Raw genomic sequence first — 22,984 nt, forward strand, 5'->3', positions numbered from 1 at the left:
GAGAAAATGAACAGAACTTGCAGGGCATTGGCCGTGGCATCGGGCGCCGCACTCCTTCTCATGAGCGGGGCGGGCGGCGCGCAGGCGCAATCCACGAACATGGTCATGGCGAGTTGTGTGGAGAAAATAGCCGGGAAGAATTCGCTCGTCACCCCCTGGGCCACGGTGCAGAACAACTGCGCGTTCACGTACGACGTGAAGGTCGTGTGGAACAACGGGCCGGACAGTTCGTGTGTCGAGCTCAGCGTGCGCGAACAATACACGAGCACCTCCACTCCGGGTGCCACCTTCGACCGCGTCGCAATCTGCTGAGCCGACCCGAATCACGCTGATTTCTCCATTCACCGCCATTCCGGTGCCGGGCCCGTACAGCGCCGCCCGCCATACGGGCCCACCACCGATGCACCGAGGCGCCGTTGCTCCGCTTACTTGGGCAAGTTAGATTTGACTTGGTCAGGTAAGATGAGCTTGGCAGGATCCGGGAAGGGAGATCCCGGCGACGTCGAGAGCGTCCGCGCCGCCATCGACGAGCTGATCGCCGGTGAGGGTTCGATCAGTTCGGCCGGCTGGGCAACGACAGGAGCAAGGTGCCGACAACGACTCTCTTCGCGCGGATCGAAGGGGCGCTGACCAGCCCGGACGTGCCCGCCGACTCCGCCGGCGAGGACCCGGTGCCGTGGCGGATGTGATCGTCGATCCCGAAATACCGCCGCAGGACGCCCGGGTGCTCAGAAGGAGCGGGCCTGTTCTGGTCAGAATGCGGCAGGGATGGGACCCCAAGCTCTGGCGGCCATCATCCGGCCTGCAGTACTGGATGCTGGCGACGTTCGGGCCGGCGGCGACCTTCGGCGTGCTGCTGAGCCTCGGCATCATGCAGCCAGGGCTCGCCATGCTGCTGCTCGGTCTGCCCATGGTTCCGTTGCTGATGATGCTGATCGACCGCAGGCGCCGATCCTCTGACGAGACGGAGGACCACGGCTTCGAGCGGGAGGCGTTCGCGCAGCTGCGCTGGTACGAGGGCCGTTACGTGTTCACCGGCGACCTCGACGAGCCCGCCGCCCGGCTCCTGGCCCGTGCGCGGCAGGCCATCGCCACGGTGAGCGGTTCCCGCGTCAATGCCGAGGGCCTGCTCGACGACGTGCGCAACGCGGTGATGCTGCCGGCGCAGGAGCGGGAGATCGCCCGTCTGCTGGCCAAGCTTTCGGCGCTGCGCACCAAGCACGAGAAGGTGGTCTCGGCGGGCCTCACGCCCGGCGCGCAGGCCGTGGCCGAACCCATGGCGCAGGCGCTGAACAGCAGCGAGGCGGCGGTGCTGGCCCGGGTCGAGGCACTGGAACGGTACGCGGCCAACGTCGCCGACGCCGAACGCGCGTACCTGGCCCGCCACCAGATCGAGGAACTGCTCGGAGAGGCGCACGCGTACGAGGAACTGGCGGCAGAGACGGGGGCCGACACGTTCGCGGTGCCGGAGCTGGAGCACCTGGCCGCCGACGCCGCCCAGCTGGAGCAGGCCCTGCGGCGCAGCGTCGACTCCGCCCACGAGGCCCTGGGATGACCCCCGCCGCGCTCAGACGGTGTTGACGCCGTTCGCCGCTCGCCCATGACGCGAAGCGGATCGGGACGTTCGCGGCTTCGGGGCCTACCGTGGAGGACATGGTGACGGTCGGCGTCGATCTCGCCGCGGAGGCGGCACGGACCGCGGTGGCCCGGCTCGACTGGCACGACGGCCGCGCCCGGCTCGTCGACGTACGGACCGGCGCCGACGACGAGGTGATCGTCGAGGCGGTGACGGAGGCCGGCAAGGCGGGGATCGACTGCCCGCTCGGCTGGCCGGACCGGTTCGTCGACTTCGTCACCGCCCACCGCGCCGGGCACGTCGAGGTCCCGGACGGCCTCACGGGCCGGGCCTGGCGGCGCGACCTGGCCTGGCGGGTCACCGACCAGGTGGTGCACGCGCGGACCGGGCTGACGCCGCTCAGCGTCTCCGCCGACCGCATCGCACACACCACCATGCGCTGCGCCGCCCTGCTGGCCGAGCTGGCACGCCGCGGTCAGCCCGTCGACCGGCGGGGCGGGGGCGCGGTGGTCGAGGTCTATCCGGCCGCCGCCCTCAAACTGTGGGGGCTGCCCCACCGCGGCTACAAGCGCACCGCCAACCTCGCCGCTCTGGGAGAACTGGTCGACCGGCTGAAAGACGCGGCGCCGTGGCTCGACCTGGGAGATCACGAGCCGCTCTGCCGGACCTCCGACGACGCCACCGACGCCGTCATCTCGGCTTTCGCGGCACGCGCGTCAGCGCTCGGCCTCGCGACCGTGCCCGACGGGGACCATGAGCGGGCAGCGGCCACGGAAGGCTGGATCGCACTCCCGGCCACACCCCTGCACACCCTCGTCCCCTGAGTCGCGGGCGACGTTCGCGTGGGACCGGGTGCGGCCGGAAGTGCCGTCCGTGGCCTAGCGGGCATGCAGCGACGTTCTTGTGTGTCCCTCTTCTGCCCGTAGGGCCTGCGGGTGGTCCGGGCCGCACGTGGCCGTGTACAGCTCCAGCACCGCACGGTATTCGCGGCAGGCCTGGTCCCAGAGGCACTGTTCCTCCAGGACGCGGGCGATCTCGTAGCGGGTCGCGAGTGTCTGGGGATGCCGCGGTCCCAGCGTGCGGGTCTGGCGGCGCAGTACGTCGCGCAGCTCGTCCTCCGCCCGGCCGTGAGCACCGGCGACCCGCCATGTCCGGGCCAGCTCGTAGCGGATGTCCAGGGTGTAGATGTGGTTCTCGCCCCACACCTGCGGGGCCGTTCGCATGATCGTGTCGAGTTCCTGCTCGGCCTCGCTCTCCTGGCCGATGTCGCGAAGCATCCAGGCCCTGTTCGACCTGGTGAGCAGGATGTCGGGGTGGCCGGGACCGAGGACCTTGGTCTGGTAGGCCGCCAGGTCGGCCATCCCGAGCGCGGCCTCGATCGTGCGTCCTTGCAGGGCCACCATCATCAGCATGTTGAAACGGGTGCGCAGCGTGAGATGGTGGTCCGGCCCGATGACGCGGGTACGGGCCTCGAGCAGGTCGGCGTACCCCCTCTCCGCCGTCGCGTAGTCGCCGAGATCGCTGAAGGCGCGGATGTGGTGGAAGCGGCTGGCCAGGGTGTCGGGATGGTCGGGGCCGAGCACACGGGCGCGCGCCTCAACCACCCTCCGGCACACCGCCTCGGCCTCGTGGAGCAGGGCGCGCATGGCGAGGACCCGGCCGATCTCGTGCCAGGTGGTGAGGGTGTCCGGATGGTCAGGGCCGAGGACCCGCGTCCTGGTGGCCAGCGTCTGCTCGTAGCAGTCGTGCGCCTCGACGTAACGTCCCTGCTCGAACAGGGCGAACCCGAACTCGTGCCGGGTCGCCAGCGTGTCGGGATGCTCCGCGCCCAGCGTTTCGGCCCGCGCGCGCAGCACGTACGCCAGTTCCGCCTCCGCCTTGACGGCCCTGGCCATGGACGCCCACGCGGCGCCCCGCTGGTGGCGCAGGGCCAGCACACGCGGATGGACCGCCCCCAGCACGTCGGCCTGCCGGAGTGAGAGCGTCGCGAGCTCCGTGGCCGCGGCGTAGTAGCCGCTCGCCCGGAGCGCTCCGCACGCGCGGCTCACCAGGTCGGTCAGCTCGGTCAGAGCCAGCTCTGCCAGGGCGGAGGGAGCGATGGACAGCAGGGCGCGCAGGTGAGGCATCAACTCCTGCCAGGCGGGCCAGTCGGAGGGCGCGTCGTGCCGCCTGCCGGACAGCGCGCCGCGTACGAGGGCGACCGCGACCGCGGTGATGGCGGGTGTGACGTGTGTACGGCTCGCCTCGGCGACCAACGGGTGGACCACCAGCGAGGAAGGGGAGCGGATCTGGATGAGGCCCATGGACCTCAGCGCCTCCAGCCCCGGGCGTACGTTGTGCTCGCCGCGGCAGAGGTCACCCAGCAGAGCGGCGTCCAGCAGGCCGATGTCGATCTCCACCGCGGGAGCGAGACAGGCCAGCACCCGCAGCAGGGGGCGGGCCTGCCCGCAGCCACGCCCGGCCAGGGCGTCGAGGGAGATCTCCCAGGTGGTGGTGATGGACGTCCCGGCACCGTCGCCGCTGAGGAGCGCGGGAAAGCGGTCGTCCAGAGCGAGCAGGTAGTCGGGGAAGGTCCGCTCCGTGGAGAAGGGGGAGGCGAGGTGGTTGCCGGCGTGCGACAACGCCAGCGGCAGCCCGCCCAGACGCCTGGCCACCGCGCCGGCCTGCTCCAGCGTGCCGGCGTCTCCGGCGAGGTCGAGCAACATCCGCGCCCCGTCGCTCTCGCTCATGCACAGGAGGGGATGGACCCGCCCGTACCGGCCCCAGACCCGCTGCTCGACGACGCGGGTGGTCACCACGACGAGCCCCGACGTGGTGGGCCGCAGCCAGCCGGTCGCGTCGCGTACCGGTGCCGCCGCGACCTCCAGCGCCCGCGGGTCGTCGGCGTTGTCGAGGACGAGCAGCCACCCGGTCCGCTGCTCCAGCCGCGTCCACAACACGGTGGCGGGATCACGCCGTCCGGCCCGAGCCTCCTCCACCTCGATCGCCGAGGCGCCCAGCTCGCCGGCCAGGGCCAGCAGGGACGACGTCACGGTCTGCGCGTCCGTGGCGGCGATCCACCACACGTGCCGTCCCGCCTGCTGAGCCCGTTCGGCCAGCGTGAGCGCGACCGTGGTCTTGCCGACTCCTCCCAGACCGCCCAGTACGTGGAACGCGCCGTCCGGCTCGGCCAGACGCTGCTCCAACCACTGCAGCAGGTCCTCTCTGCCGCGGACCTGGGGCAGCCGCCCGACCGGCGCCCGGAGCACCGGGACGACGGGCGGTTCCGGCTGCTCGTCGGCAGCGGGCGTGTCGGAAATGTCGGGCGGGGCGTGGGACATACCTGCTTGTGCTTGGGACGGAGGGGTACGAGAAGAAGGCGTGTCAGCCGGAGGCGGGACCACAGGGGCCGGGAGGCTCTCACGAGGGGTCCGGCGCAACTGCAGGACGGCGATGACCACCGCGGCCACCCCCGCCAACGCCCCCACGACGCTCACGGGATCCATGTCGTTACTGTACGTAGTCCTTGGGGGAGGGCGGCGCGGCTTCGGCGGGCTTTGCTCAGATTCTCAGGACGTCGATGTGCGGATTGTGGCTTTGGAGAGGGTCGTTGCCAACGGCTGGGACGGGGTGGCGGTTCGTAGATCGTTCCAGTGGTACGTGCAGTCGTCCGGGGGCGGACCTTCGAACGTGTGGAGGGGGTCGATTTCCAGGTCACATAGGTGCTGGGTCAGGGAGAGCGCGTGGTGGGCCAGGGCCCGGTTGACGGCGGTCGCCATGTCGGGGGCCGTGACCACCCAGGTGTAGGGGGCCTCGCCGTCGAAGCGCTCGTTCCCCGCGATGGTGACGGTGAAGGTCTTCATCGGGCCTCGCCTTCGAGGATTTGGGTGAACGTACGCATGGCCGCCGACGTGAGAGACCACGCGGTTTCGTGGACGGCGCCCGTTCCGCGGTCCGTACGGCGGACAAAGGCCTGACCGGCGGCGGCGCACAACTCGTACGTCACCGCCTGGCACTGACAGGTGTGCGAGACGACACGGATGCGAGGAACCCGTATGGACGGTTCGTGCCAGGTGAGGGTGACGCGGTCCGGCTTGGGTGGCTCGGCGTGCGGGCCGTGGAAGTCGGGGAACTGGTTGCGCCGGGTCACCAGATCCTTCCTTCGTAGATCTCGACGAGGTTCTTGAGCGCGATGTCGACGCGCGCCAGAACGAGGTCGGGGATGTGGTCGCTCCCAAGGGGAAGGCGATAACCGTGCCTCTCCAGTACGGCCTGGACCTCTGTCGTAAGCAGAGGAGTGAACCGTAGGTCAGTGGTGTAACTCCGTGCGAGCCGGATCTCCGCGGCAGCTGGATGGGTATGCCGAGGAGGGCAGACGGCCAGGGGGAGCGAGAGCGTTGAGGCATGACCGCAGCATACGGCAACCTACCTAGCCCTACCTAGAGGTACCCCTAGGTACCCCAGGGAATGAGAGGGAACCTTCGGGTTCCTACCGTTACCTCCATGGAGTTCAAGCCCGACGAACTGCGCTGGCAGGCTGTGGCCAATGAGGTCAGGCGCAGGATCGCTGAAGGGGTATACCAGCCGGGCATGCCGGTCCCTGGGGAGCCGCGACTGGCCGAGGAACTGGGTGTGTCAAAAGGGACGGCGCGTAGGGCGCTGAACGCCTTGATCGAGGACGGCACTCTCTATTCAGTCTTGGGCAAGGGAACCTTCGTGAGCCGCTCCCGGGGTGTGAAGACCTCCGAGGACTAGATATCTCGCAACTCAGGCCGAGGGGGCTTGATGCACCCAATGCCGCCCTAGCATGCACATACCGTACAGGCTTGATGGCTACTGGACGGTATTGGTCGGATTAGTCGTATACATGGCACCTGAGGTTGTTTGCCCATGTACTCTTACCGCGTCGTACGAGCAATCAGGATTGCGGGCAAGGGTGGTCATGGCTATCAACATTCGGGTTGCCGGAGATAATGCTGATCAGGATTTACGGTCGTTATACGACTGGCTTCGCGAGGATCCGACCATTCGGCACCATGCGGAGGTTCGCCTCGTCTCGAAAGAGCTCAAAGCTGACGAGATGGGTGACACGCTTGATCTCATCAGCTTAGTGATCACGAGCAGTCTTCAACTACCAGGGCTCGCTGACGCTATCCTCGGCTGGATTTCTACACGGCGCCGGCAGGCTAAGGTGACGATCGAACGCAGTGATAACGGTGCTATGCGAGTGGAGGTTACCGGAGCTAGCATGGACGAAGTGGTGAAACTCCTCAATGCAATGGATCTTGACGATTGACGCTGCCAAGCATATCTGACTCGCGTGCGGTACTCATTGGGACGAGTGCATACACCCACATGCCCGAGTTGCCGGCAGTGGAAAATAACCTCAACGCGCTGAAAAAGCTGCTGCAGGACAAGGCGCTCTGGGGGCTTCCTCCGGAGAACTGTGCCGTAATACTCAACCCGCAGTCGCCTAGTGAAATGCTCGATCCTGTACGTGACGCGGTGGCTGCAGCAAAAGACACGCTTTTGGTCTATTTTGCTGGTCACGGCCTCTATGATTCAGCAGCGAGTGAACTCTATCTGACGCTACCAGAGTCGAACCGGGAACGCTTGTATACCGCGGTGCAATTTCCTCATCTGAGGCACGAGTTGCTTGATGGTCAGGCTCGGCGCATTGTGGTCATTCTGGATTGTTGTCATAGCGGTCGTGCACTCGACATCATGAGCGGCGACGATGAGGCTGAACTCATGGCAGACAGCGCTGCGATCAATGGCACGTATGTTATGGCTGCCTCTATGAAAAACGCGAAAGTGGCTGGCCAATACAGTGCCTTCACAGGTGAGCTGATTGACCTGATCAGAAAGGGAGATCCAGACGGCGCAGAGTTCTTCACGGTGGATGGACTGTTCAGGTATGCCAGGAATGCTCTGCGGAACAAGAACATGCCGATCCCTCAAAACCGTGAACGGGACTTCGGTGCGAACCTGAACCTCTTTCGCAACCGAGCGTACAAAGCCCAAACCAAATCCTATTATGGCCCTACGTGGCGGGGGAGGCCTTCCCCTATATTTCAGAACCGTCGAGAACTCCACGACGCTAAAATCCATCGGCCGCTGCAAGCGGGCATTTGCGGCACAGCTGAGCGTGGAGGCGCGGAATCGATAGTAGTCTCGGGGGGATACAAGGACGACCGTGACTACGGCAATGTGATCATCTATACAGGTCATGGCGGGCGAGACCCGAATAGTGGAATGCAAATTGCCGATCAGTCGCCCAAGCACTCCGGTAATGCCGCTCTCATCAAGAACATCATTACGGGGCTACCTGTTCGAGTGGTTCGTGGCGCGTCTGGTGACCCGGAACACTCGCCGGAATACGGCTACCGGTATGACGGTCTGTTCAAGGTCACCGACTATTGGACAGCGCGGAGCATCGATGGCCCGAGTGTCCTGCAGTTCCGACTCGAGAAGATTTCTGACGGGGTCGATCGGGCCGTTGGGGAAGCGTCTCACGAGCCGGAGCTCGGGCGTTGGCAGAAGGTCTCATCGGACTTGTACGCCGATATCTCGCTGTCTAATAAGCTCAAGGAGCTCTACAAGTATGCATGTCAAGTTTGCGGCATCGTTCTGAAGATGCCGGGCGGCTTGTGTCTAGCGAACACCGTGCATATCAGAGGGTTGGAGCGTCCCCATAACGGCTCCGATAGCCTCGACAATATGCTCTGTCTATGTCCGAATCATAGTGAGCTCTTTGTTTATGGCGCTATTGTCGTCGATGACGACTATCAGGTAATCGATCAAGTGGACGGGGTGGCACTCGGTGAGTTGGCTAGGAAGCACGACATAGACCAGAACTCCCTTCGCTATCATCGCGAGCACCATAAGGATCTATACCCTCGATATGGCCACATTAGCTAGGGTTCTGTTCGTCGATTCGGAACCCCGGCGACATGGAGGACTGTGCCGTTCGGGTGCGGCCGCCCCTAGCGGCTTGCCTGGCTAGAGGTGTAGAAACAAGACTTGTGATCGCGACTACCGGCCCTGATCTGGACAGCCGTGTGCGAGCGGCAGCCCTAGCGTGGCTTCGCCAACGGTGTACACCCGACGACCCTGTCGTGACACGTCGTGAGCTGCTCAACTTCCAGTTCGAGGGACAGACGTTTCCCCTGATCGATAATCAGCTTGGCATCAGAAAACCCAAGGGACTGGCCGCTGCGTTGTCAATCCTGACGACGTACACCTCTGACCGCAAACGTCCGCCTTATGAGGATGCGGTCGGCGACGACGGCCTGTTGCGGTACAAATTCCAGGGGAACCTCAAGCACTACACCAATGCTGCACTGCAGGTTGCTCACGATCGCCAAGTGCCGCTGATGTGGTTCTTCGGCATCGGTCCGGGGCTCTACCTGCCCTTCGCTCCCGTTTGGGTCACTGCTGTTGAAGCCGATCAGTCTCAAGTGGCAGTGGCGTTGGAGGATAGCCAGCGTCACCTGTCGGTCGACGGTGTAACGAGTGAGATCGAGCGCCGATATTCTCAGAGAATCAGCAGAAATCGACTGCATCAGCCGGTCTTCCGGCAGCGGGTTATCCAGGCGTACGAGAGCAGTTGTGCCATGTGCCGCCTGCGACATCGGTCGCTCCTCGATGCCGCCCACATCATCCCTGACCGTGACGTCAGGGGAGTCCCCGCCGTGTCCAACGGTGTTTCCCTCTGCAAGATCCACCATGCGGCGTACGACGAGAACATTCTTGGAGTCCGTCCCGACTTCGTCATCGAAGTACGGGCCGACGTTCTGCGGGAGGTTGACGGGCCGATGTTGAAGCACGGACTTCAAGAGATGCAGAGTGTCAGGCTCGAGCTTCCCAAACGACGCGCTGACCGTCCCAACCCTGACCTCCTCGCAGAACGCTACGAGCGATTCCGCGCGGCGATATAGCCGACGCGACGAGGGCCGGGCCGGGGTACCCGCCGCCTGTGAGATCGTTGTGGCTCAGCCCTCGCGGATCCAGAAGGATTCGATGCGGTCGTTCATGTACGAGCCGACCCACCCCTGCAGCAGGCACTTGCAGGGCTTGTGCATCGACCACCGCTGCGAGTCGCCTTGCCAGAGGGTGAAGTTGTACCCCGTGACGACGTTGCACCTGCTGTATGAGTTGAAGCCGGAGATGTTGTTTGCCCAATGGTCGAGGATGTTGATGCGATAGCCGTCGGGGTCGCAGTTGCCGGCGTCGCCGTGGATGCGGGTCAGGTCGGAGGGGCTGTTGTTGGCGTTCCAGAACCACTCCATGAGGAGCACCGTGTCGTTCGCGCCGGCCTTGCTGGAGGCGGTGGCGTAGTCATCGGCGCATTCGTGTGACCGGACTGGTGACGCCTCTCCGGGAGGCGCCTTGCCGATGACCATCACGCAGTACTTGCCGGATGGGTTGGTAGAAGGCGGAGTCGCTGCCGCAGGCGCAGCGGATGTGACCAGGAGAAGGACGGTGGAGGCGAGCGCTGACAGGAGCACGTGCATTCTCGTCATGCTGATTCCATTCCGAGGGCTATGGAAACACGTCTTCGCGTAGCGTCTCCGTGCTCCCAAGGAGATGAGCAGCCAATTGCATGATCGGCCTGCCTCTCACGTTCTCCCACTGATAAGGGTCAGGACAGGGCGATGCCCGGGCTTTCCCCGGCCATTGCGCATGTCCGCGCCACGGCCTTACCCTCCGGCTGGCAGGTCACGTATGCGGTCACCGTGGCCGCACCGTTGACGATCAGGAGGAGCGTGCACAGCGGGTTTCGTACTCCGAGACCATTTCCACGTTCATCGACGTTTGAGGGCCGTAGGTGTGCTGGATGAACCATAAGGCCAGTTTCAGCCCTCGGCTGCTGGCGGCGCGGCTGGAGCGCGTCCGGGAGATCCTGGGGACCGCCGACACCCCGATCGAGAGCGTCGTCGAGCTGGCCGACTTCGGCTCATCGGTGACCCTTGCGTCGGCGCATCACCGAGCGCATCGTCGTCCTCCCGAGCGCGTACCGCGCGGCGTACCGGCTGCGGGGTCAGGCTCACGATCGGGCGGAGGACGAACGTCGCGGAGTCATGCGGTGTTAGGTTCGTGCTCTCGGGCCGGCGCACCGGCAGATGATCGCGATCCGATACGGGATCGCCTGCGGCCTGCGGCGGCGGCGCGCATAGGCGTGCGGAGGAGCGGCACAAAAGAGCGTCGCTGCAGGCTCGATAGCGGTAAAAGCACTGACACATACGGCTGTCAAAAATGGGTGGCCCGGTGCTTGCGACGCACGTCAATAGCGAGATGACCGGAACGGCATAATGCGCCGGCCGGACAGGCGAATGAGCGCTGGTTGTGCGATTCGAGGGGCGGGAGCTGGAAACGCAGCTGAAAGTCTGGTCATGGTCGTCGGGAGAGTACAACCGTCGGCAAGCGGGGAACCAAGTCCCCGAATTTCGCCGCCAGAATGCGCCGCCCCGCCGGCTCCCTACCCGACGTCCCTGGTCAGGCGGGTTTGCCCTGGTCACCGGCTGTGCCGGTGCGCGGCGCCCGATTCCCCGACCTTGAGAACTGTCCTGCGAGCAGCCGTATCATCACCGGCCGATCGAGTGATAGCAGTAATGACCCCCTCCACGGCAGTCGGCGGATGCCGGGGTGCTTATGACACCGAGTACGGAGGCTGCGGCGATGCCGATCGCCGCCGTGCGTAACGCCATTCTTCTGAGCTTCACGACTCACTCCGATCATGTAGGAGGTTCACGCATCGACATGGCTTATTGAACACCAGTCACCGAGAATAGTAAATGTTTCATCTAAGTTGTGTGCACGGCCAGATCGCGAGTGCGGCCGCGCGGACGGCTCGCGTACGGCACGTCCTGGGAGGTCACGGGTGGAAGCGGGGCAGGGGCTCGTGGGCGGAATTCATGTTGCGCCTGTCCAGCGACGTCAGCAGTGCCAAGACATTCTCCTGTCGTGAGAGCGTTCCAACCCAGGTCGGGAGCGGCTGCGTGGCCGCTGGGCCGCCGTGTGGGCGCCATCGGTCAGGTCGGTTGCGCTGTCGTACGAACGGGGCGATGCGCGGCCCGAGGGCAAAATTAGGCTTTCGTCCTGTTATATTCGAGGGCTAAAAGATCAAAAGAGGCAGGCGTCCACGACCCTGCTCGGCTTAGGTACGTCTCGACAGCCTGCAGGTCGGCCTTCGACGAGCCTGTGTTCCCGCCCTGTAGCGGTCGGCAGGCGCGTGAGGGGGGAGGCCGGTCGCGTCCGTGTGCGCGGGCCGGTCCGCCGATCCACGATTGGAGAAATGTGCGGAGAAGACTATCCACGCTCGCCACCGGCTTCGTCGTGATGGCGGCCCTCTTACCTGCCTCGATGGCCGGGGTGGCGAACGCGGCCGTGCCTGGAAAGGGTGTCACGGACGCCGCCGACAAGGGTGGCATCGCGTGGGGTGCGTGTGAGGACGAGCCCAGCGTCGAGTGCGGCAAGCTGGCTGTCCCGATCGACTGGTCGAAGCCGGACGGGCCCACCGTGGAGTTGGCTCTCGCCCGGCGTAAGGCCGCTGATCCTTCCGCGCGGATCGGGTCGTTGCTGACCAATCCGGGTGGGCCTGGCAACTCCGGTGTGAACGACATTCTTCGTCCTTCGGGGTTCAGTGAGGAGGTGCAGCGGCGTTTCGACATCGTCAGCTACGACCCGCGGGGGGTGGCCCGTAGTGGTGCGGTGACCTGTTCGGCGTCGGTGTACAACAAGATTCCGTACGAGGTGATGAGCAGCCAGGCCGACTACGACAAGTGGATCGCCTTCAACAAGGAGTTGCGTGCGGACTGCCGTAAGCTCACCGGCCCGTTGTATGACCACATCGACTCGGCGAACGTGGCGCGTGACATGGACGCCATCCGCGCCGCGCTGGGCGATGAGAAGCTGACCTCCTACGGTGTGTCCTACGGCACGCTGGCCCAGCAGATGTACGCGGAGCTGTTCCCGAACCGGGTGCGGGCCATGGTGCTGGACAGCAACATGGACCACAGCCTGAACGCCAAGGCGTTCCAGGTCAGCGAGGCGGCGGCGGTCCAGGACGGCTTCGACGAGTTCGTCGCCTGGTGCAAGCGCGACGCCAGTTGTGTGCTGCACGGCAGCGATGTGCGGGCGTTGTGGAAGAAGCTGCTGAACAAGGCCGATCGCGGCAAGCTGTACTGGCCGGGTCACACCGACCAGCCGGTGAGCGCTCACAACCTGCTGTGGCTGGGCGTGATCATGAATGAGGGGCCGGACTGGGCGCTGGAGGCCAAGGTGCTGCGCGCTCTCGACGGCGGCCCGGTGCCCGCGGACATGCCGGGCCCTCCCGGCAACGGACCCGCCAGCGGTGAGCACGCCGAGTTCCCCACCGCGATCCTGTGTGAGGATTACAACCTCAAGCTGAGCAGCTACAAGGCGTATGCCGGGGTGATGCGCGCCGCCAACGCGGTGGCCCCGGACATGCGGTACAACCCGATGCCGATGGGTGACATGCCGCGGTGCCAGGGTCATCCGGTCAACAACCCGCAGCACCGGCTGCGGTACAAGGGGAGCGCTCCGCTGCTGGTCGGCGCCTCCCGGCATGATCCGTCCACGCCGTACGCGTGGTCGGCGAACGTGGCCCGCCAGCTCGGTCCCAAGGCCAGGCTGCTGAGCTACGAGGGCTGGGGCCACGGCATCTACGGCATGACTGACTGCACCACGGCGGTGATGGACAAGTACCTGATCTCCCTGACCGTGCCCGCCAAGGGCACCCGCTGCCCGGCGGACAAGGAGGTCGCCAAGCAGTGAACGGCGGGCGGCCGGCTGCCGGTCCGGCGTCGGCCGTCCGCTGCTCAGCCGGTCGGGCAGGCCTGGCCGGACAGTCTGCGTACGACCATCCGGCCCGGGCGGCGCGGCAGGATGGACCGTATGGAGGGTGAGCAGGACGGCGGGCACCGGTTTCGGGATCCTGGGGTGCGGTTGTGGCATTTCGCCAAGGAGATCCTGGTCCGGTGCCCACGGTGCGATGGTCGCGCGCTGGTGGCCGTGCGTCCCGATCATCGGGACGGGCACAGGTACGCGGTCGGCTGGCTGACGGCGCCGCACCGGCTCACGTGTCCCGCGTGCGGTCATGTCGCCGAATGGACGCCCCAGCCGTGGCGGACGGGCGAGGGGGACGCGTACTTCTCCTCGCGCGGTGTGTTCGCGGTGCCGGCGTTGGGCGGTCCCGACGACCCCTACTTCGGGCTTCCGCTGTGGTTGCGACGGCCGTGCCGGGGGCAGGTGTTGTGGGCGTACAACGTGGCTCATCTGGAGTTCATGGAGGCGTACGTCGCCGCGACGTTGCGTGAGCGGCCCCGGCCCGCGGGGTCGCAGAGCCTGCTGGAGCGGCTGCCCGCGTGGATGAAGTCGGCGGGAAACCGGGACGAGGTGCTCGCGGCGATCCGAGCGTTGCGCGACGCCGCGTAGCTCCGCCGGTCATGGGCGAAGGCCCGCTCCTCGGACGACCCGGCGTCCAAGAAGCGGACCTCACCCCAGCTGCTTCGCGATCAGGAGGGAACGGAGACGCTCAGGCGCTCACCGACCGCTGTGGTGCGGCCCGGGGGGACCACCAGCGAAGCACCGGCGCAGCCGGGCTCGCTGTAGACGGTGACGGCCGTGTCGGTGTCGTTGGCCACGGTGGTGAAGGCAACGGTGGCGCGGTAGCAGCCTGGGCGGGGGTCGGTCAGCACCGAGGTCGTCTCGGCGCCGCGCAGGACCAGGCGGCCCTCCGCGGCCATGGCGGGAGCTGCGGTGACGGTCATCAGTCCGAACGCCACGCAGGCCGCGCCGGCGATTCCTCTCATCACGTCGGTCGTCCTTTCGCGTGTTCGTCGCCCTGCTGCGAGGGCTCGGCGCCGTGGCCGGCGGCCAGGCGGGTGGGTTCCCAGCAGACGAAGGAGCTTTTGCTGCTTGTCCGGCTCGCGACTTTCTCGCCTGAGCCGTTGGCAAACTGAACAGAGGGGCGTCGAACGCCCGGCCTTAATCGTTCAGGGCCGGTTACAGCCCTTCTTGAGCCATTGGAAGCTGCCGGCCAGGCCGTAGCTGACCTTCTTGCTGCTCTTGGTGTGAGGAGGCGCCTGAATGCAGGTGTACTGGTCCTCGCTTCCGCTGAAGGCGAGCACCTGGACCGCCACCATATGGTTGCAGTGGTTGTTGTAGTACACCGTCACCGAGGCCGACCCGGGGTTGTACGAGAAATTGGCTCTCCCCGCCACGGGCGGCTTTCCGCAGGGGATCGACAGTTCGCCGAGGGTCGAAGGCCCTTCCTGCTGGACCTGTGCGCCGGTGCTGCCGAGCGGGCCGGACACGGCGGCACCGGCCGGGGCCGCACCCGTCAGTGCCATCGCCATAATCGCCGCGGGAACGAGAACCGCCTGCTTGAAAACGAGCTTCATGTCGTCTCTCTTCCGAATGGTCGAGTGCTGGACAAACGCTTGAGGGGCCCGCCCCTCGAACGTCAGGCTCACAATGGCGTACGGGTGTTAGTGTCGGCGTATGACCGGACGTATGAGCCGAGGGTTAACGGGGCTTGTCAAACCCGCCATCGTCCCAGGTGCCGCCCATGGCTGAGCTGGCCTTCAGCGTTCTCGGCCGGCTCGAGGTCACGGTCCCGGCGGGCAACGGCCCGGCTGAGGCGGTGTCGCCGGCGCCGGCGACGCCGAGCCCGTCGACATCGGGTCGCGTAAGCAGCGGATGCTCCTCGGGCTGCTACTTCGTTCGGCGAATCGGCCCGTACCGTCGTCCCGGCTCCTCGACGCGCTGTGGTGGGATGGCGCGCCACCTTCGTCCTCGAAGGTCAGCGCGCTCAGCCGGATGCTGCGTTCCCTCGGCGTCGGCAGCTCCGCCATCCCGGCCGACCCCGACGAAGCGGCGGCGCGGCTGCGCACCCTCACCGAGCGCAAGCGCATGTTCCGTCTGGCAAGCCTCCTGGAGACCGCGGACCTCGGGGTGGCCGCGGCGGCCGCGCTCGCCCGCGTGCCGGTCGCGCACGCCGAAAGCCTCCTCGACCGGCTCGCCGACGCCCAGCTGACCGAGGAGCGCGGTCCCGGCCGGTACGGACGAACGGCGGATCATCGACACCAGCGACAACCCGGACACGCCGGAAGTGATCAGCAGGAACATGTAGGCGCGCAGGTGTGCGCGGACACTCAAGTTGAGGATGAACGCGTCATTCAGGATGAGGATGTGGTGGTGCGAGAAGACCCCGGCAGCGTGAGACTGACGGGGTCTTGGTGTGCGGCTTGTCGGCTTGATGTGCACCTTGTCATTGCGCCTGCTCTATACGGAGACATCCCGGTCTGCGCAAGACGTCAAGGCCATGGTCCAAGAACAGCGCCACGGCCCTCGCGATCACGACACAAGCAGTACATCCCACATTGACATCGATGGCGTCGAGGTCCCAGGTTTAGTTCATGGAAGAGTTCCGCATGGCGCGCGCATTTTCGGTCGCGACCGTTGTTCGGTTGTTTCTCCCTTCCGTGCTCCTAATCCCCGTATGGCTGGTATTCATCGCCTTCATCCCTGATCATCATCGGAGCGAGCTGGTGATCCTTGCAGCAGGGGCGACGGTGGCCCTCGCTGGAGTGCGGTTGGTCAGGTGGCGGCAGATGGCCGCTGCCACGGTTGTGCGCCTCTCTACTGAGGGCGTGGAGATGGAGGACCGGTACGGATCGCGTGTGCGCCTGGCATGGCGACACGTTGAGCGCATCGATGTCGTGGAAAGCGGGATTTCCAGTACACGGACCATTACCAAGGCCGGCAGGATAGGTGTCCGAACCGGAGCCGGGCAATGCATCGGCCTGGTCGGCTGGGGCGAATTCGAGATTCCTCACAACGCCCCCAACTGGTTGTTGGCCCATCGGGCCCGGCTGCCCATCGATCCGGCATCGGGGCTACAGAGAATCAGCATCCCCCTCGGCGTTGTCGATCCCCTGTGGGAACACGGCCCGATGGGCGACCAGGTCCGCCAGCACAGGCCTGATCTCTTCCAGCCGACCGTCGCTCCCGGCACGCATCTTGCCTGAAGGGCAGCCGAGCAGCCGGTCGGATCTCCTTCACCCCGCCGTCGGGCTCGCGCAGCCGCCGCGATCGCCCGAATCCCCACCCGGCCAGCACGCCGCCGCACCGGGGACAGTTCAGCTCACCATTGTTCAGCCTGCGCTCGACGCAGACGGCATCGACCTCTACCGTGACCATGTGGTGCCTCCGGCACTGCCACCCACGGCCCTCCCGGTCTCGGCGCCAATCGAAAGCGGGAGGGTCGTGGCCTTTCACGAACGTGGTCACGCTGGCGCTGCCCTCACGCCGCGATCAACACGAACGAGTCGATCGATTCCGCATCGTCACATCACGGCGACAAAACCCCAGCACCAGGGTCGTTCATCACCACCACGTTGTCGCACATGAAAACGGACATAGCCCACTGACATCTCACCGGCTCATCTTCATCGCCGATGGCTCAGGCAGGCCATAGATCACCATCTTGAGTGTCGTGGAACAGCAGGACGCCATCTTCCCGGTGTTCCAGCTTTGGCGAAGGGTCCTGTCCGTCCTGTCGCGTCGCTAATCTCCCTCGCATGACATACCCACGGTCTGCGAGGTCTCCGCGGCCGTCGGCGCGCTGGTATCTGGTGCCTGTCGGAGTTCTGGCCGTGGTCGCGGCCGGCCTGTGGCTGCTCTGGTGGCTGCTGGAGGTGCCGCCGGATCCCGTCGCCGAGCTGCGGGCGGGGCAGGAGCAGACCGTGCGGCTCGACCGCGAGGGCCTGGCGATCTTCCGGGAGCCGCCCAACTACGCGACCTTCTGCGAGGTGAAGGACTCCGCGGGCCGGGCGATCGAGCTCGACCACAGCCCGGGCCCGAGCACGACCGTCGGTGGCAAGGACTGGGTCGTCACCCTCACCTCCGACAATCCGGTGCCGCCGGGCACCTACACGATCACCTGCGGTGCCATCGACGACTCGGGGACGTTCGCGGTGGGGCCCGGCATGTTCCGGCTTCCTGACGCCGTCGAGGAGCGGATGGACGTCATCCCGCCCGTCATCATCCTCGGAGGTCTTCTCGTCGCGGGCACGTCCGCGACAGTGATCTTCATCCGCCGGCGGCGATGCCGGTCAAAGGCCGGGTGACCGATCCGCCGGACGTGCATCCGTCGAAGGTGCGGGCCATATTTCGAAGTTTTTTGATGCATTCTGGTCTGCGGCGCAGCGACAGTACGATGGCCTGATGCCGCAATCCGAAACTGCGTTCACATTATTTCGCCGATAGTTGACCTGATATCCGGCCGCACATGTCACGTGACGCTGGATCGGCGCCATAACGCACCCGAGGAAAGGCGGAATGTGAACGTCAGGCGCATGGAAGTGCAGCCTGAAGGGCTGTCCGGCGACGCCGCGCGGCTGCACGCCCTGGCCGGGGAGCTCGACACGATCAGGTCGACGCTGGAGGGGGAGATCGCCGCCAACGAGGGCTGGGAGCGGAACGACGAGGCTGGCCGGCAACTCGCCGAATCGCTCGAGCCCAACAGCGACGTCGCGATGCACCTGTTCGGCCAGGTGGTCACGCAGCTGTCCGGCACCGCGGAGGAGGTCGCGGATACGGGTCGCCTCGCGGCGGAGACCGACGGCGGCATGGGTTCGAAGGCCTGATCCATGGAGTTCCCCTCCTGGGCCGAGTGGGCGGCCGGATGGCTGGGCGGCTGCAAGTGGCCGGATGTCGACATCGAGGCCATGCGCCGCCTCGGCGACGCGTGGCTGCGCGCGGCGGACGACGTGGCGGCGCTCCTTCCCCACCTGGACGAGGTGCTCGGCCAGGTCAGTTCCCACAACACCGGCGACTCGTCCGAGGCGTTCGCGGGCCGCGCGAGCGAGCTGCGCGAGTCGGCCGCCCGGCTCGAACAGCTCTGCCGGGCCATGGGCACACAGTTCAAGGACGCCGCCACCGAGATCGAATACGCCCAGATGATGATCCTCGCCACGCTCGCCGTGGTGGTCGTCTCGATCGCGCGGCTCGTGACCGCGCTCTGGACCGGCGGGATCACCGCGGTCGCGGTCGCGGCCCGGCTGGCTCAGCAGCGGATGCAAATCACGCTCATCTACCGGCAACTGCTGCAGTCCTTGCTTCGGTACGCCGCCGTCGACTTCGCGACCGGGGCCGGCCTGTCCGTGGCGGTCCAGGGCGTACAGGCGTTCCAGGGCAACCGGGACCGCATCGACCTCGGCAAGGCGGCCATCGAGGGTTTCCAGGAGGCCATGGAGTCGATCGTGCAGAGCCTCACCCAGGGCGCCCTGAACCGCAAGGGCGCGCCCGGGACGACCGGCATCGCCGACGCCGGCCGGATGTTGCTGCTGCGAGCCGCCGGCAACAACGCGTTCAGCGGCGCCACGGGTGGCGCCGCGGCGGCCGCGGTGATGGGCTTCATCACGGGGGAGCCCGTCTCGCTCGAGGACATGGCACGTGCGGGCGTCTCCCAATCCGTCATCGGTACGGCTACGGGCATCCGCGAGCTGATCACCCCGTTCGACGCCGGCCCGACTCCTGCCGCGCCGTCGACTGGTTCTCCGGGTTCCGCCGGCTCCCCTTCCGACATTTCAGGGACCGCCGAACCTCCTTCCGGCCCTTCGGGTACCGCCGAACCTCCTTCCGGGCTGTCCGGGACCGCGAGCCCCGCCGCCGTGCCCGGTCCCGGGGCGGCCGGCTCTCCTGCGCCGCACGTTCCCGGACCTTCCGGGGGCGCCGACTCCACCCCTGCGGCCCAGCCGCCTCTGCCACCCGCCGGAGCGCCGACGCCGCAGTCCGACCCGACGCCGGCCCCATCGGCCGGGTCCGTACCGAGTCAGTCCCATCCCTCAGCGTCCCGGGAGTCCACCACACCAAGCTCGACCAGCCCTCCCACTGCCGTGTCCTCCCCGGTATCCGGTTCCGTGCGGCACGAAGGCGGCGGGTCGATGCCCGACGCACCTTCTCGCGGACGTCCGGATACGGGAGCGCCGAGCACGCCTGAGGCCCCTGCTTCCCCTCCTGGTGGGAACGCTGGGCTCGGGCGCGAGGACGTCGTCCCGTCCGCTGCAGATCTGACGAACGCGCTCGGCGGGACCAACGTGCCGGGTACCGGACATGCCGCTTCATCTCCGGATCCGTCGGCGGGGAGCAGCGGTTCCTCTCTTCCGCCGGGGGCGCGGGTTGCCGAATCGGCTCAGCCCGCGACCGCAGCCGGCGGCGCTCCTGGCGGAGCAGCCGCACCCCTCGCGGCACGGGACGTGGGCCCCGGAGCCCACGCCTCGCGGGAGGCGGAACGCCTGCCTGGCACCGGCCCCCGCGTCGATCTCCGCGTCGATCTCGGCGGCATGCACCCGGAGGCGGCGCGTTCGAGTGCGGCGGCCGTACGAAAGCTGGCCGAGCGCTATCCGGTCGAAGGGCTCCGCCACTTCCGGGCCGTGAACTTCGACGAGGACTTCGCCCACATCCCCGGCGCGGACACGCAATCGGCCCTGGCCGTCACCAACGGGGAACGCCGGGGCATCTATCTCAACCGGCGGCAGTTCGCCGACCCCGCCGGCGTGGTGGCGCGTGCGGCCCGGGACGAGGAAACAGGCCGTACGGTGCCCGGCGGAGGCACGGTCGAAGGCATCGTCCACCACGAGTACGGTCACCAGCTCGCCGAGGGCGTACTGGGCGACCCCGCCCTCCGCGCGGAGCTCGACCAGGCCGTGTCGCGGACGCTGCGCATGCGGTACGACGCGGGGGACTTCCACGACGATCCGGCGATCAGGACGGAGGTCGAGTGGCACCTGTCGACCATCGGGGCGGCGGACCCGCACGAGATGATCGCGGAGGCGTTCACCGAATTCCACAACGCCGAACGGCCGCGCCCGCTGGCCACGGCGATCGGCCGGCTGATCGACCGGCACCTGTCTCGTGATGCGGCGAGCCGGCCGGACGGTTCCACGGAGCCGGGTACGCGGGAGCTGGAGGAGGTGCATGCCCGGGACGCCTTCTCCTCGCGGCCGGACGACGTCGACGACTTCTGGGTGAATGTGGCGCTGGAGGCCTTTCGCGTCGGGGATGCCCGTGCCACCGCGGCGCTGAACCACCAGTGGGTCAGGTGGGAGGAGGGCAAGGCCGCGGAACGGGAGCTGATCATCGCCGCCGGCCTTGATGACCTGGCCGCCTGGCGGGAGTTCAAGGAGAACTGGCGAGCGGTACCGTCACATCATCCACAATGGCACGAGATCCGCAAGGGCCACGAGTACGTCTACGCGGCGCTGAAAAATCATTTCGGCAGGACGCACGATGAGCTCTATCCGCCGGGTGAGGGCGCCCGGACGGCGGAGGGGGGAGACCATGCGGGTTCCGGCGCGCGCCCGGCGGTGGCGGAGCCTTCCTCGCCCGGGTCCGGCAAACATGATCTCGGCCGCACCCTGGAGTCTTCCGACGCCCTCGGCTATGTGAAGCGTGCAGAGGAAGAGGCCGAGGCGGCGGCGCGGCGCGGCGAATTCGTGCCTCCGCTGAACGATCCGGAGGTGCCCAACGACGACCGGGTCGTGCAGCGGCAGATCCAGCGGACGATCCGCCATCTGCGAGACAGCTTGACGGACGCCATCGACGCCGCCTGGGCAGCGGGGATGGAATACGTCAAGAAGACGCAGCCCGATCTGCACAGGAGCGACGTGCATTTCGCGGGGCCTGCCAAGGACGCTGCCATGAGGCATGCCCGCGAGAAGCTCGCCGAGTGGCTCGCCGGCAACGGGCCGGGCCTGCTCGACGAGGGACGGGGTTATCGCATCCGGGGCGGGGTCCAGTACGACCGGCGTGGCCGCGAGATGGACGTGCCGGCTGACGAGCGGCTGCCACTGCACAAGAGAGTAGGAGCCGTCCGCGCCGACATCGTCATCGAGCGTACGGTGTGGGACAAGCGCCTTGTCGAGCGCTGGGTACCGGCCCACGTCTTCGACATGACGGTGCGGACGGAGAACGACCTCAAGTCGCGGGGGCGGGTGAAGGACCGGCTCGGCCTCAGCTTTTTCCCCCAAGGCATCTCCCCGACCGGTTACGCCCCGCCCAACGAGTACGCGGCGGGGCGGGTCGCCCCTCCGCGGACCGACGCCCAGTGGAAGGCCCTGTCGGAATACGTCATCGACAATCTGGGGCGCCATGTCGACAACGTGGTGATACGGGAGACACGGGAGCCGCTCTACCGGGTGGACAACCGTGGCCCGGACCAGTTGAAGGAGACCGGTTTCGTGGCGAAGGACATCCAGGACGCCGACCTCGACCAGCACCTCGGCGCGGGTAACGGGGCCTTCGTGTCGACCAGCCGCAATCCCGCGATGCCCTGGCGTGGGAGATACCAGTACGAGCTCGACCTGGAGGGCGGCGTCGACGCGGACCGGACCGTCGGCAGCGAACTGTACGGCGGGCACCAGCAGGAGGTCGCCATCCCTGGCGGTTTCCCCTACAAGCACGTGCGGAGATTCCGGGTGATGCTGAACGAGGAAGAGGTCGGGAACGGTGGGGCCGCGCCGGAATATGGCCCGTGGCACGACAACCCCGACTACGAACCGCCATAGAAGAGAGGCAGGGGAGAGGATATGCGGCCACGGCCGGCCATCTGCGACGCGTGTTCCCGGATCAGGAAGCGGCCCAACCCGGCGGGGACGACGTCGCTCGACCGGGTCCTGCCGTTCTGTGAGGCATTTCCCGGCGGCGTACCGGACCAGATCTATTTCGGTGGCTTCGATCACCGGCAGGGCTATCCGGGGGACGGCGGCGTGCTCTTCGAGCTGCGCGAAGGCGGCGAGCCGGCGCTGGCCGCCTATGAGCAGGACACCGGCGAGCGGGGTGTTCTCAGGTCGTGAATGAGGGGAAACGTGCGCGCCGGGCAGCCGTGGCCGGGCGACGGCGGGGTCCGGTTCGCGATGCGGGCCGGCGCGCTCGGCGCTTCAGGCGCTCCGGCCCTCCGTCAGTGTCGGCTCAGCATGATGGCCGAGCACGGCCGCCCTGGTGAGTTCGGCCTTGTTGCCCAGCCCCAGCTTGGTCCTGATCCGGCGCAGGTAGGTGTCGACGGTGTGCCGGCTGATGCCCAGGCTCTGCGCGATCTGCTGCTGGGTCAGGCCGCCGGCGATCCGCTGGAGAACCTCGTTCTCCCTGCTGGACAGGTCGGGGTGACGCAGGGGCGGATCGTCCTCCACCACTTCCTGGATCACTCCCACGACCTTCTCGACCAGGCCGCCGTGCTGCCCGCCGGCCACCAGTACGAGGACGGGTGTGATGGTGGCGGCGTCGATGCCCTCCTCATGGAGCACTTCCGACAGGCCGCGCGTGAGAACCGGCGATGGTGAGACAACAGAGACGATCGTCATGTAGGCACCCCAAGCTCTGTGACGGACCTGCTCAGCATGG

At 66.9% G+C, this 22,984-nt stretch carries 22 protein-coding genes; 14 read left to right on the top strand and 8 right to left on the bottom strand.

Translation table 11 applies throughout. The features are described 5' to 3' along the window. Window positions 1-60 precede the first annotated feature (60 nt). The 3 genes from E1295_RS05910 to E1295_RS05920 all read left to right on the top strand — a co-directional run bounded on the left by E1295_RS05910 (window position 61) and on the right by E1295_RS05920 (window position 2,400). A complete protein-coding gene (locus E1295_RS05910) occupies window positions 61-312 on the top strand; it encodes a hypothetical protein (protein WP_132628648.1) in 252 nt (83 codons plus the stop codon). A gap of 445 nt (window positions 313-757) precedes the next feature. Beyond that, a complete protein-coding gene (locus tag E1295_RS05915) occupies window positions 758-1,555 on the top strand; it encodes a hypothetical protein (RefSeq protein ID WP_246079869.1) in 798 nt (265 codons plus the stop codon). A gap of 98 nt (window positions 1,556-1,653) precedes the next feature. Then, complete coding sequence (locus E1295_RS05920) at window positions 1,654-2,400, top strand: DUF429 domain-containing protein (RefSeq protein ID WP_132628649.1); 747 nt, start codon at window positions 1,654-1,656, stop codon at window positions 2,398-2,400. A gap of 54 nt (window positions 2,401-2,454) precedes the next feature. Here the strand turns inward: E1295_RS05920 and E1295_RS05925 are convergent, their stop codons facing one another. The 3 genes from E1295_RS05925 to E1295_RS05935 form a co-directional block, all read right to left on the bottom strand. Continuing rightward, window positions 2,455-4,896, bottom strand: coding sequence for a tetratricopeptide repeat protein (locus E1295_RS05925; RefSeq protein WP_166427098.1), 2,442 nt, complete (start codon window positions 4,894-4,896; stop codon window positions 2,455-2,457). Between the two features lie 228 nt (window positions 4,897-5,124). Further along, a complete protein-coding gene (locus E1295_RS05930; protein ID WP_132628651.1) occupies window positions 5,125-5,418 on the bottom strand; it encodes a hypothetical protein in 294 nt (97 codons plus the stop codon). Further along, window positions 5,415-5,705, bottom strand: coding sequence for a hypothetical protein (locus E1295_RS05935; RefSeq protein ID WP_132628652.1), 291 nt, complete (start codon window positions 5,703-5,705; stop codon window positions 5,415-5,417). Before E1295_RS05935 ends, E1295_RS05930 begins: the two co-directional genes overlap by 4 nt. 353 nt (window positions 5,706-6,058) lie before the next feature. Here E1295_RS05935 and E1295_RS05940 point away from each other — a divergent pair, with 353 nt between their 5' ends. The 4 genes from E1295_RS05940 to E1295_RS05955 all read left to right on the top strand — a co-directional run bounded on the left by E1295_RS05940 (window position 6,059) and on the right by E1295_RS05955 (window position 9,495). Continuing rightward, the gene (locus E1295_RS05940; RefSeq protein WP_166427099.1) at window positions 6,059-6,310 is read left to right on the top strand and encodes a GntR family transcriptional regulator; all 252 of its coding nucleotides are present in this window, start codon (window positions 6,059-6,061) and stop codon (window positions 6,308-6,310) included. A 187-nt stretch (window positions 6,311-6,497) separates the two neighbouring features. Continuing rightward, entirely contained in the window at window positions 6,498-6,851 is a 354-nt protein-coding gene (locus E1295_RS05945) for an effector-associated constant component EACC1 (RefSeq protein WP_132628654.1), read from the top strand. Next, the gene (locus E1295_RS05950) at window positions 6,848-8,476 is read left to right on the top strand and encodes a caspase, EACC1-associated type (RefSeq protein WP_281284720.1); all 1,629 of its coding nucleotides are present in this window, start codon (window positions 6,848-6,850) and stop codon (window positions 8,474-8,476) included. The genes E1295_RS05945 and E1295_RS05950 overlap by 4 nt, the downstream gene beginning before the upstream one ends. 197 nt (window positions 8,477-8,673) lie before the next feature. Further along, on the top strand, window positions 8,674-9,495 hold the full coding sequence (locus E1295_RS05955) for an HNH endonuclease (protein ID WP_220448556.1): 822 nt from the start codon (window positions 8,674-8,676) through the stop codon (window positions 9,493-9,495). 54 nt (window positions 9,496-9,549) lie between these two features. Here the strand turns inward: E1295_RS05955 and E1295_RS05960 are convergent, their stop codons facing one another. Continuing rightward, on the bottom strand, window positions 9,550-10,071 hold the full coding sequence (locus tag E1295_RS05960) for a hypothetical protein (protein ID WP_132628657.1): 522 nt from the start codon (window positions 10,069-10,071) through the stop codon (window positions 9,550-9,552). Between the two features lie 1,783 nt (window positions 10,072-11,854). On the opposite strand from E1295_RS05960, the gene E1295_RS05965 reads away from it, so the two are divergent. Together E1295_RS05965 and E1295_RS05970 are read left to right on the top strand one after the other, a co-directional pair. Next, window positions 11,855-13,354, top strand: coding sequence for an alpha/beta fold hydrolase (locus E1295_RS05965; RefSeq protein WP_132628658.1), 1,500 nt, complete (start codon window positions 11,855-11,857; stop codon window positions 13,352-13,354). Between the two features lie 120 nt (window positions 13,355-13,474). Continuing rightward, entirely contained in the window at window positions 13,475-14,014 is a 540-nt protein-coding gene (locus tag E1295_RS05970) for a hypothetical protein (protein WP_132628659.1), read from the top strand. Window positions 14,015-14,094: 80 nt separating this feature from the next. On the opposite strand, the gene E1295_RS05975 is transcribed toward E1295_RS05970, so the two are convergent. The 3 genes from E1295_RS05975 to E1295_RS05985 all read right to left on the bottom strand — a co-directional run bounded on the left by E1295_RS05975 (window position 14,095) and on the right by E1295_RS05985 (window position 15,847). Further along, window positions 14,095-14,391 (bottom strand): hypothetical protein, encoded by a 297-nt coding sequence (locus tag E1295_RS05975; protein ID WP_132628660.1) that lies wholly within the window; start codon window positions 14,389-14,391, stop codon window positions 14,095-14,097. Window positions 14,392-14,574: 183 nt separating this feature from the next. After that, complete coding sequence (locus tag E1295_RS05980; RefSeq protein ID WP_132628661.1) at window positions 14,575-14,982, bottom strand: hypothetical protein; 408 nt, start codon at window positions 14,980-14,982, stop codon at window positions 14,575-14,577. Window positions 14,983-15,295: 313 nt separating this feature from the next. Further along, entirely contained in the window at window positions 15,296-15,847 is a 552-nt protein-coding gene (locus E1295_RS05985) for a hypothetical protein (RefSeq protein ID WP_132628662.1), read from the bottom strand. A gap of 152 nt (window positions 15,848-15,999) precedes the next feature. Here E1295_RS05985 and E1295_RS05990 point away from each other — a divergent pair, with 152 nt between their 5' ends. The 5 genes from E1295_RS05990 to E1295_RS06010 all read left to right on the top strand — a co-directional run bounded on the left by E1295_RS05990 (window position 16,000) and on the right by E1295_RS06010 (window position 22,440). Next, complete coding sequence (locus tag E1295_RS05990; protein WP_132628663.1) at window positions 16,000-16,611, top strand: hypothetical protein; 612 nt, start codon at window positions 16,000-16,002, stop codon at window positions 16,609-16,611. 606 nt (window positions 16,612-17,217) lie between these two features. Further along, window positions 17,218-17,712 (top strand): flagellar hook assembly protein FlgD, encoded by a 495-nt coding sequence (locus E1295_RS05995; protein ID WP_132628664.1) that lies wholly within the window; start codon window positions 17,218-17,220, stop codon window positions 17,710-17,712. A gap of 228 nt (window positions 17,713-17,940) precedes the next feature. Next, on the top strand, window positions 17,941-18,231 hold the full coding sequence (locus E1295_RS06000) for a hypothetical protein (protein ID WP_132628665.1): 291 nt from the start codon (window positions 17,941-17,943) through the stop codon (window positions 18,229-18,231). Between the two features lie 3 nt (window positions 18,232-18,234). Beyond that, window positions 18,235-22,152 carry a WXG100-like domain-containing protein gene (locus E1295_RS06005; RefSeq protein WP_132628666.1) on the top strand — a complete coding sequence of 1,306 codons (3,918 nt, stop codon included), beginning with the start codon at window positions 18,235-18,237 and terminating at the stop codon, window positions 22,150-22,152. Between the two features lie 21 nt (window positions 22,153-22,173). Next, window positions 22,174-22,440: a hypothetical protein gene (locus E1295_RS06010; RefSeq protein WP_132628667.1), complete on the top strand. Its 267-nt coding sequence runs from the start codon at window positions 22,174-22,176 to the stop codon at window positions 22,438-22,440. An 84-nt stretch (window positions 22,441-22,524) separates the two neighbouring features. On the opposite strand, the gene E1295_RS06015 is transcribed toward E1295_RS06010, so the two are convergent. Beyond that, window positions 22,525-22,944: a helix-turn-helix domain-containing protein gene (locus E1295_RS06015; protein WP_220448557.1), complete on the bottom strand. Its 420-nt coding sequence runs from the start codon at window positions 22,942-22,944 to the stop codon at window positions 22,525-22,527. Window positions 22,945-22,984 lie beyond the last annotated feature (40 nt).

Origin of the sequence: Nonomuraea mesophila, from assembly GCF_004352805.1 — a bacterium.
In the GTDB taxonomy this organism is placed as follows: Bacteria; Actinomycetota; Actinomycetes; order Streptosporangiales; family Streptosporangiaceae; genus Nonomuraea; species Nonomuraea longispora.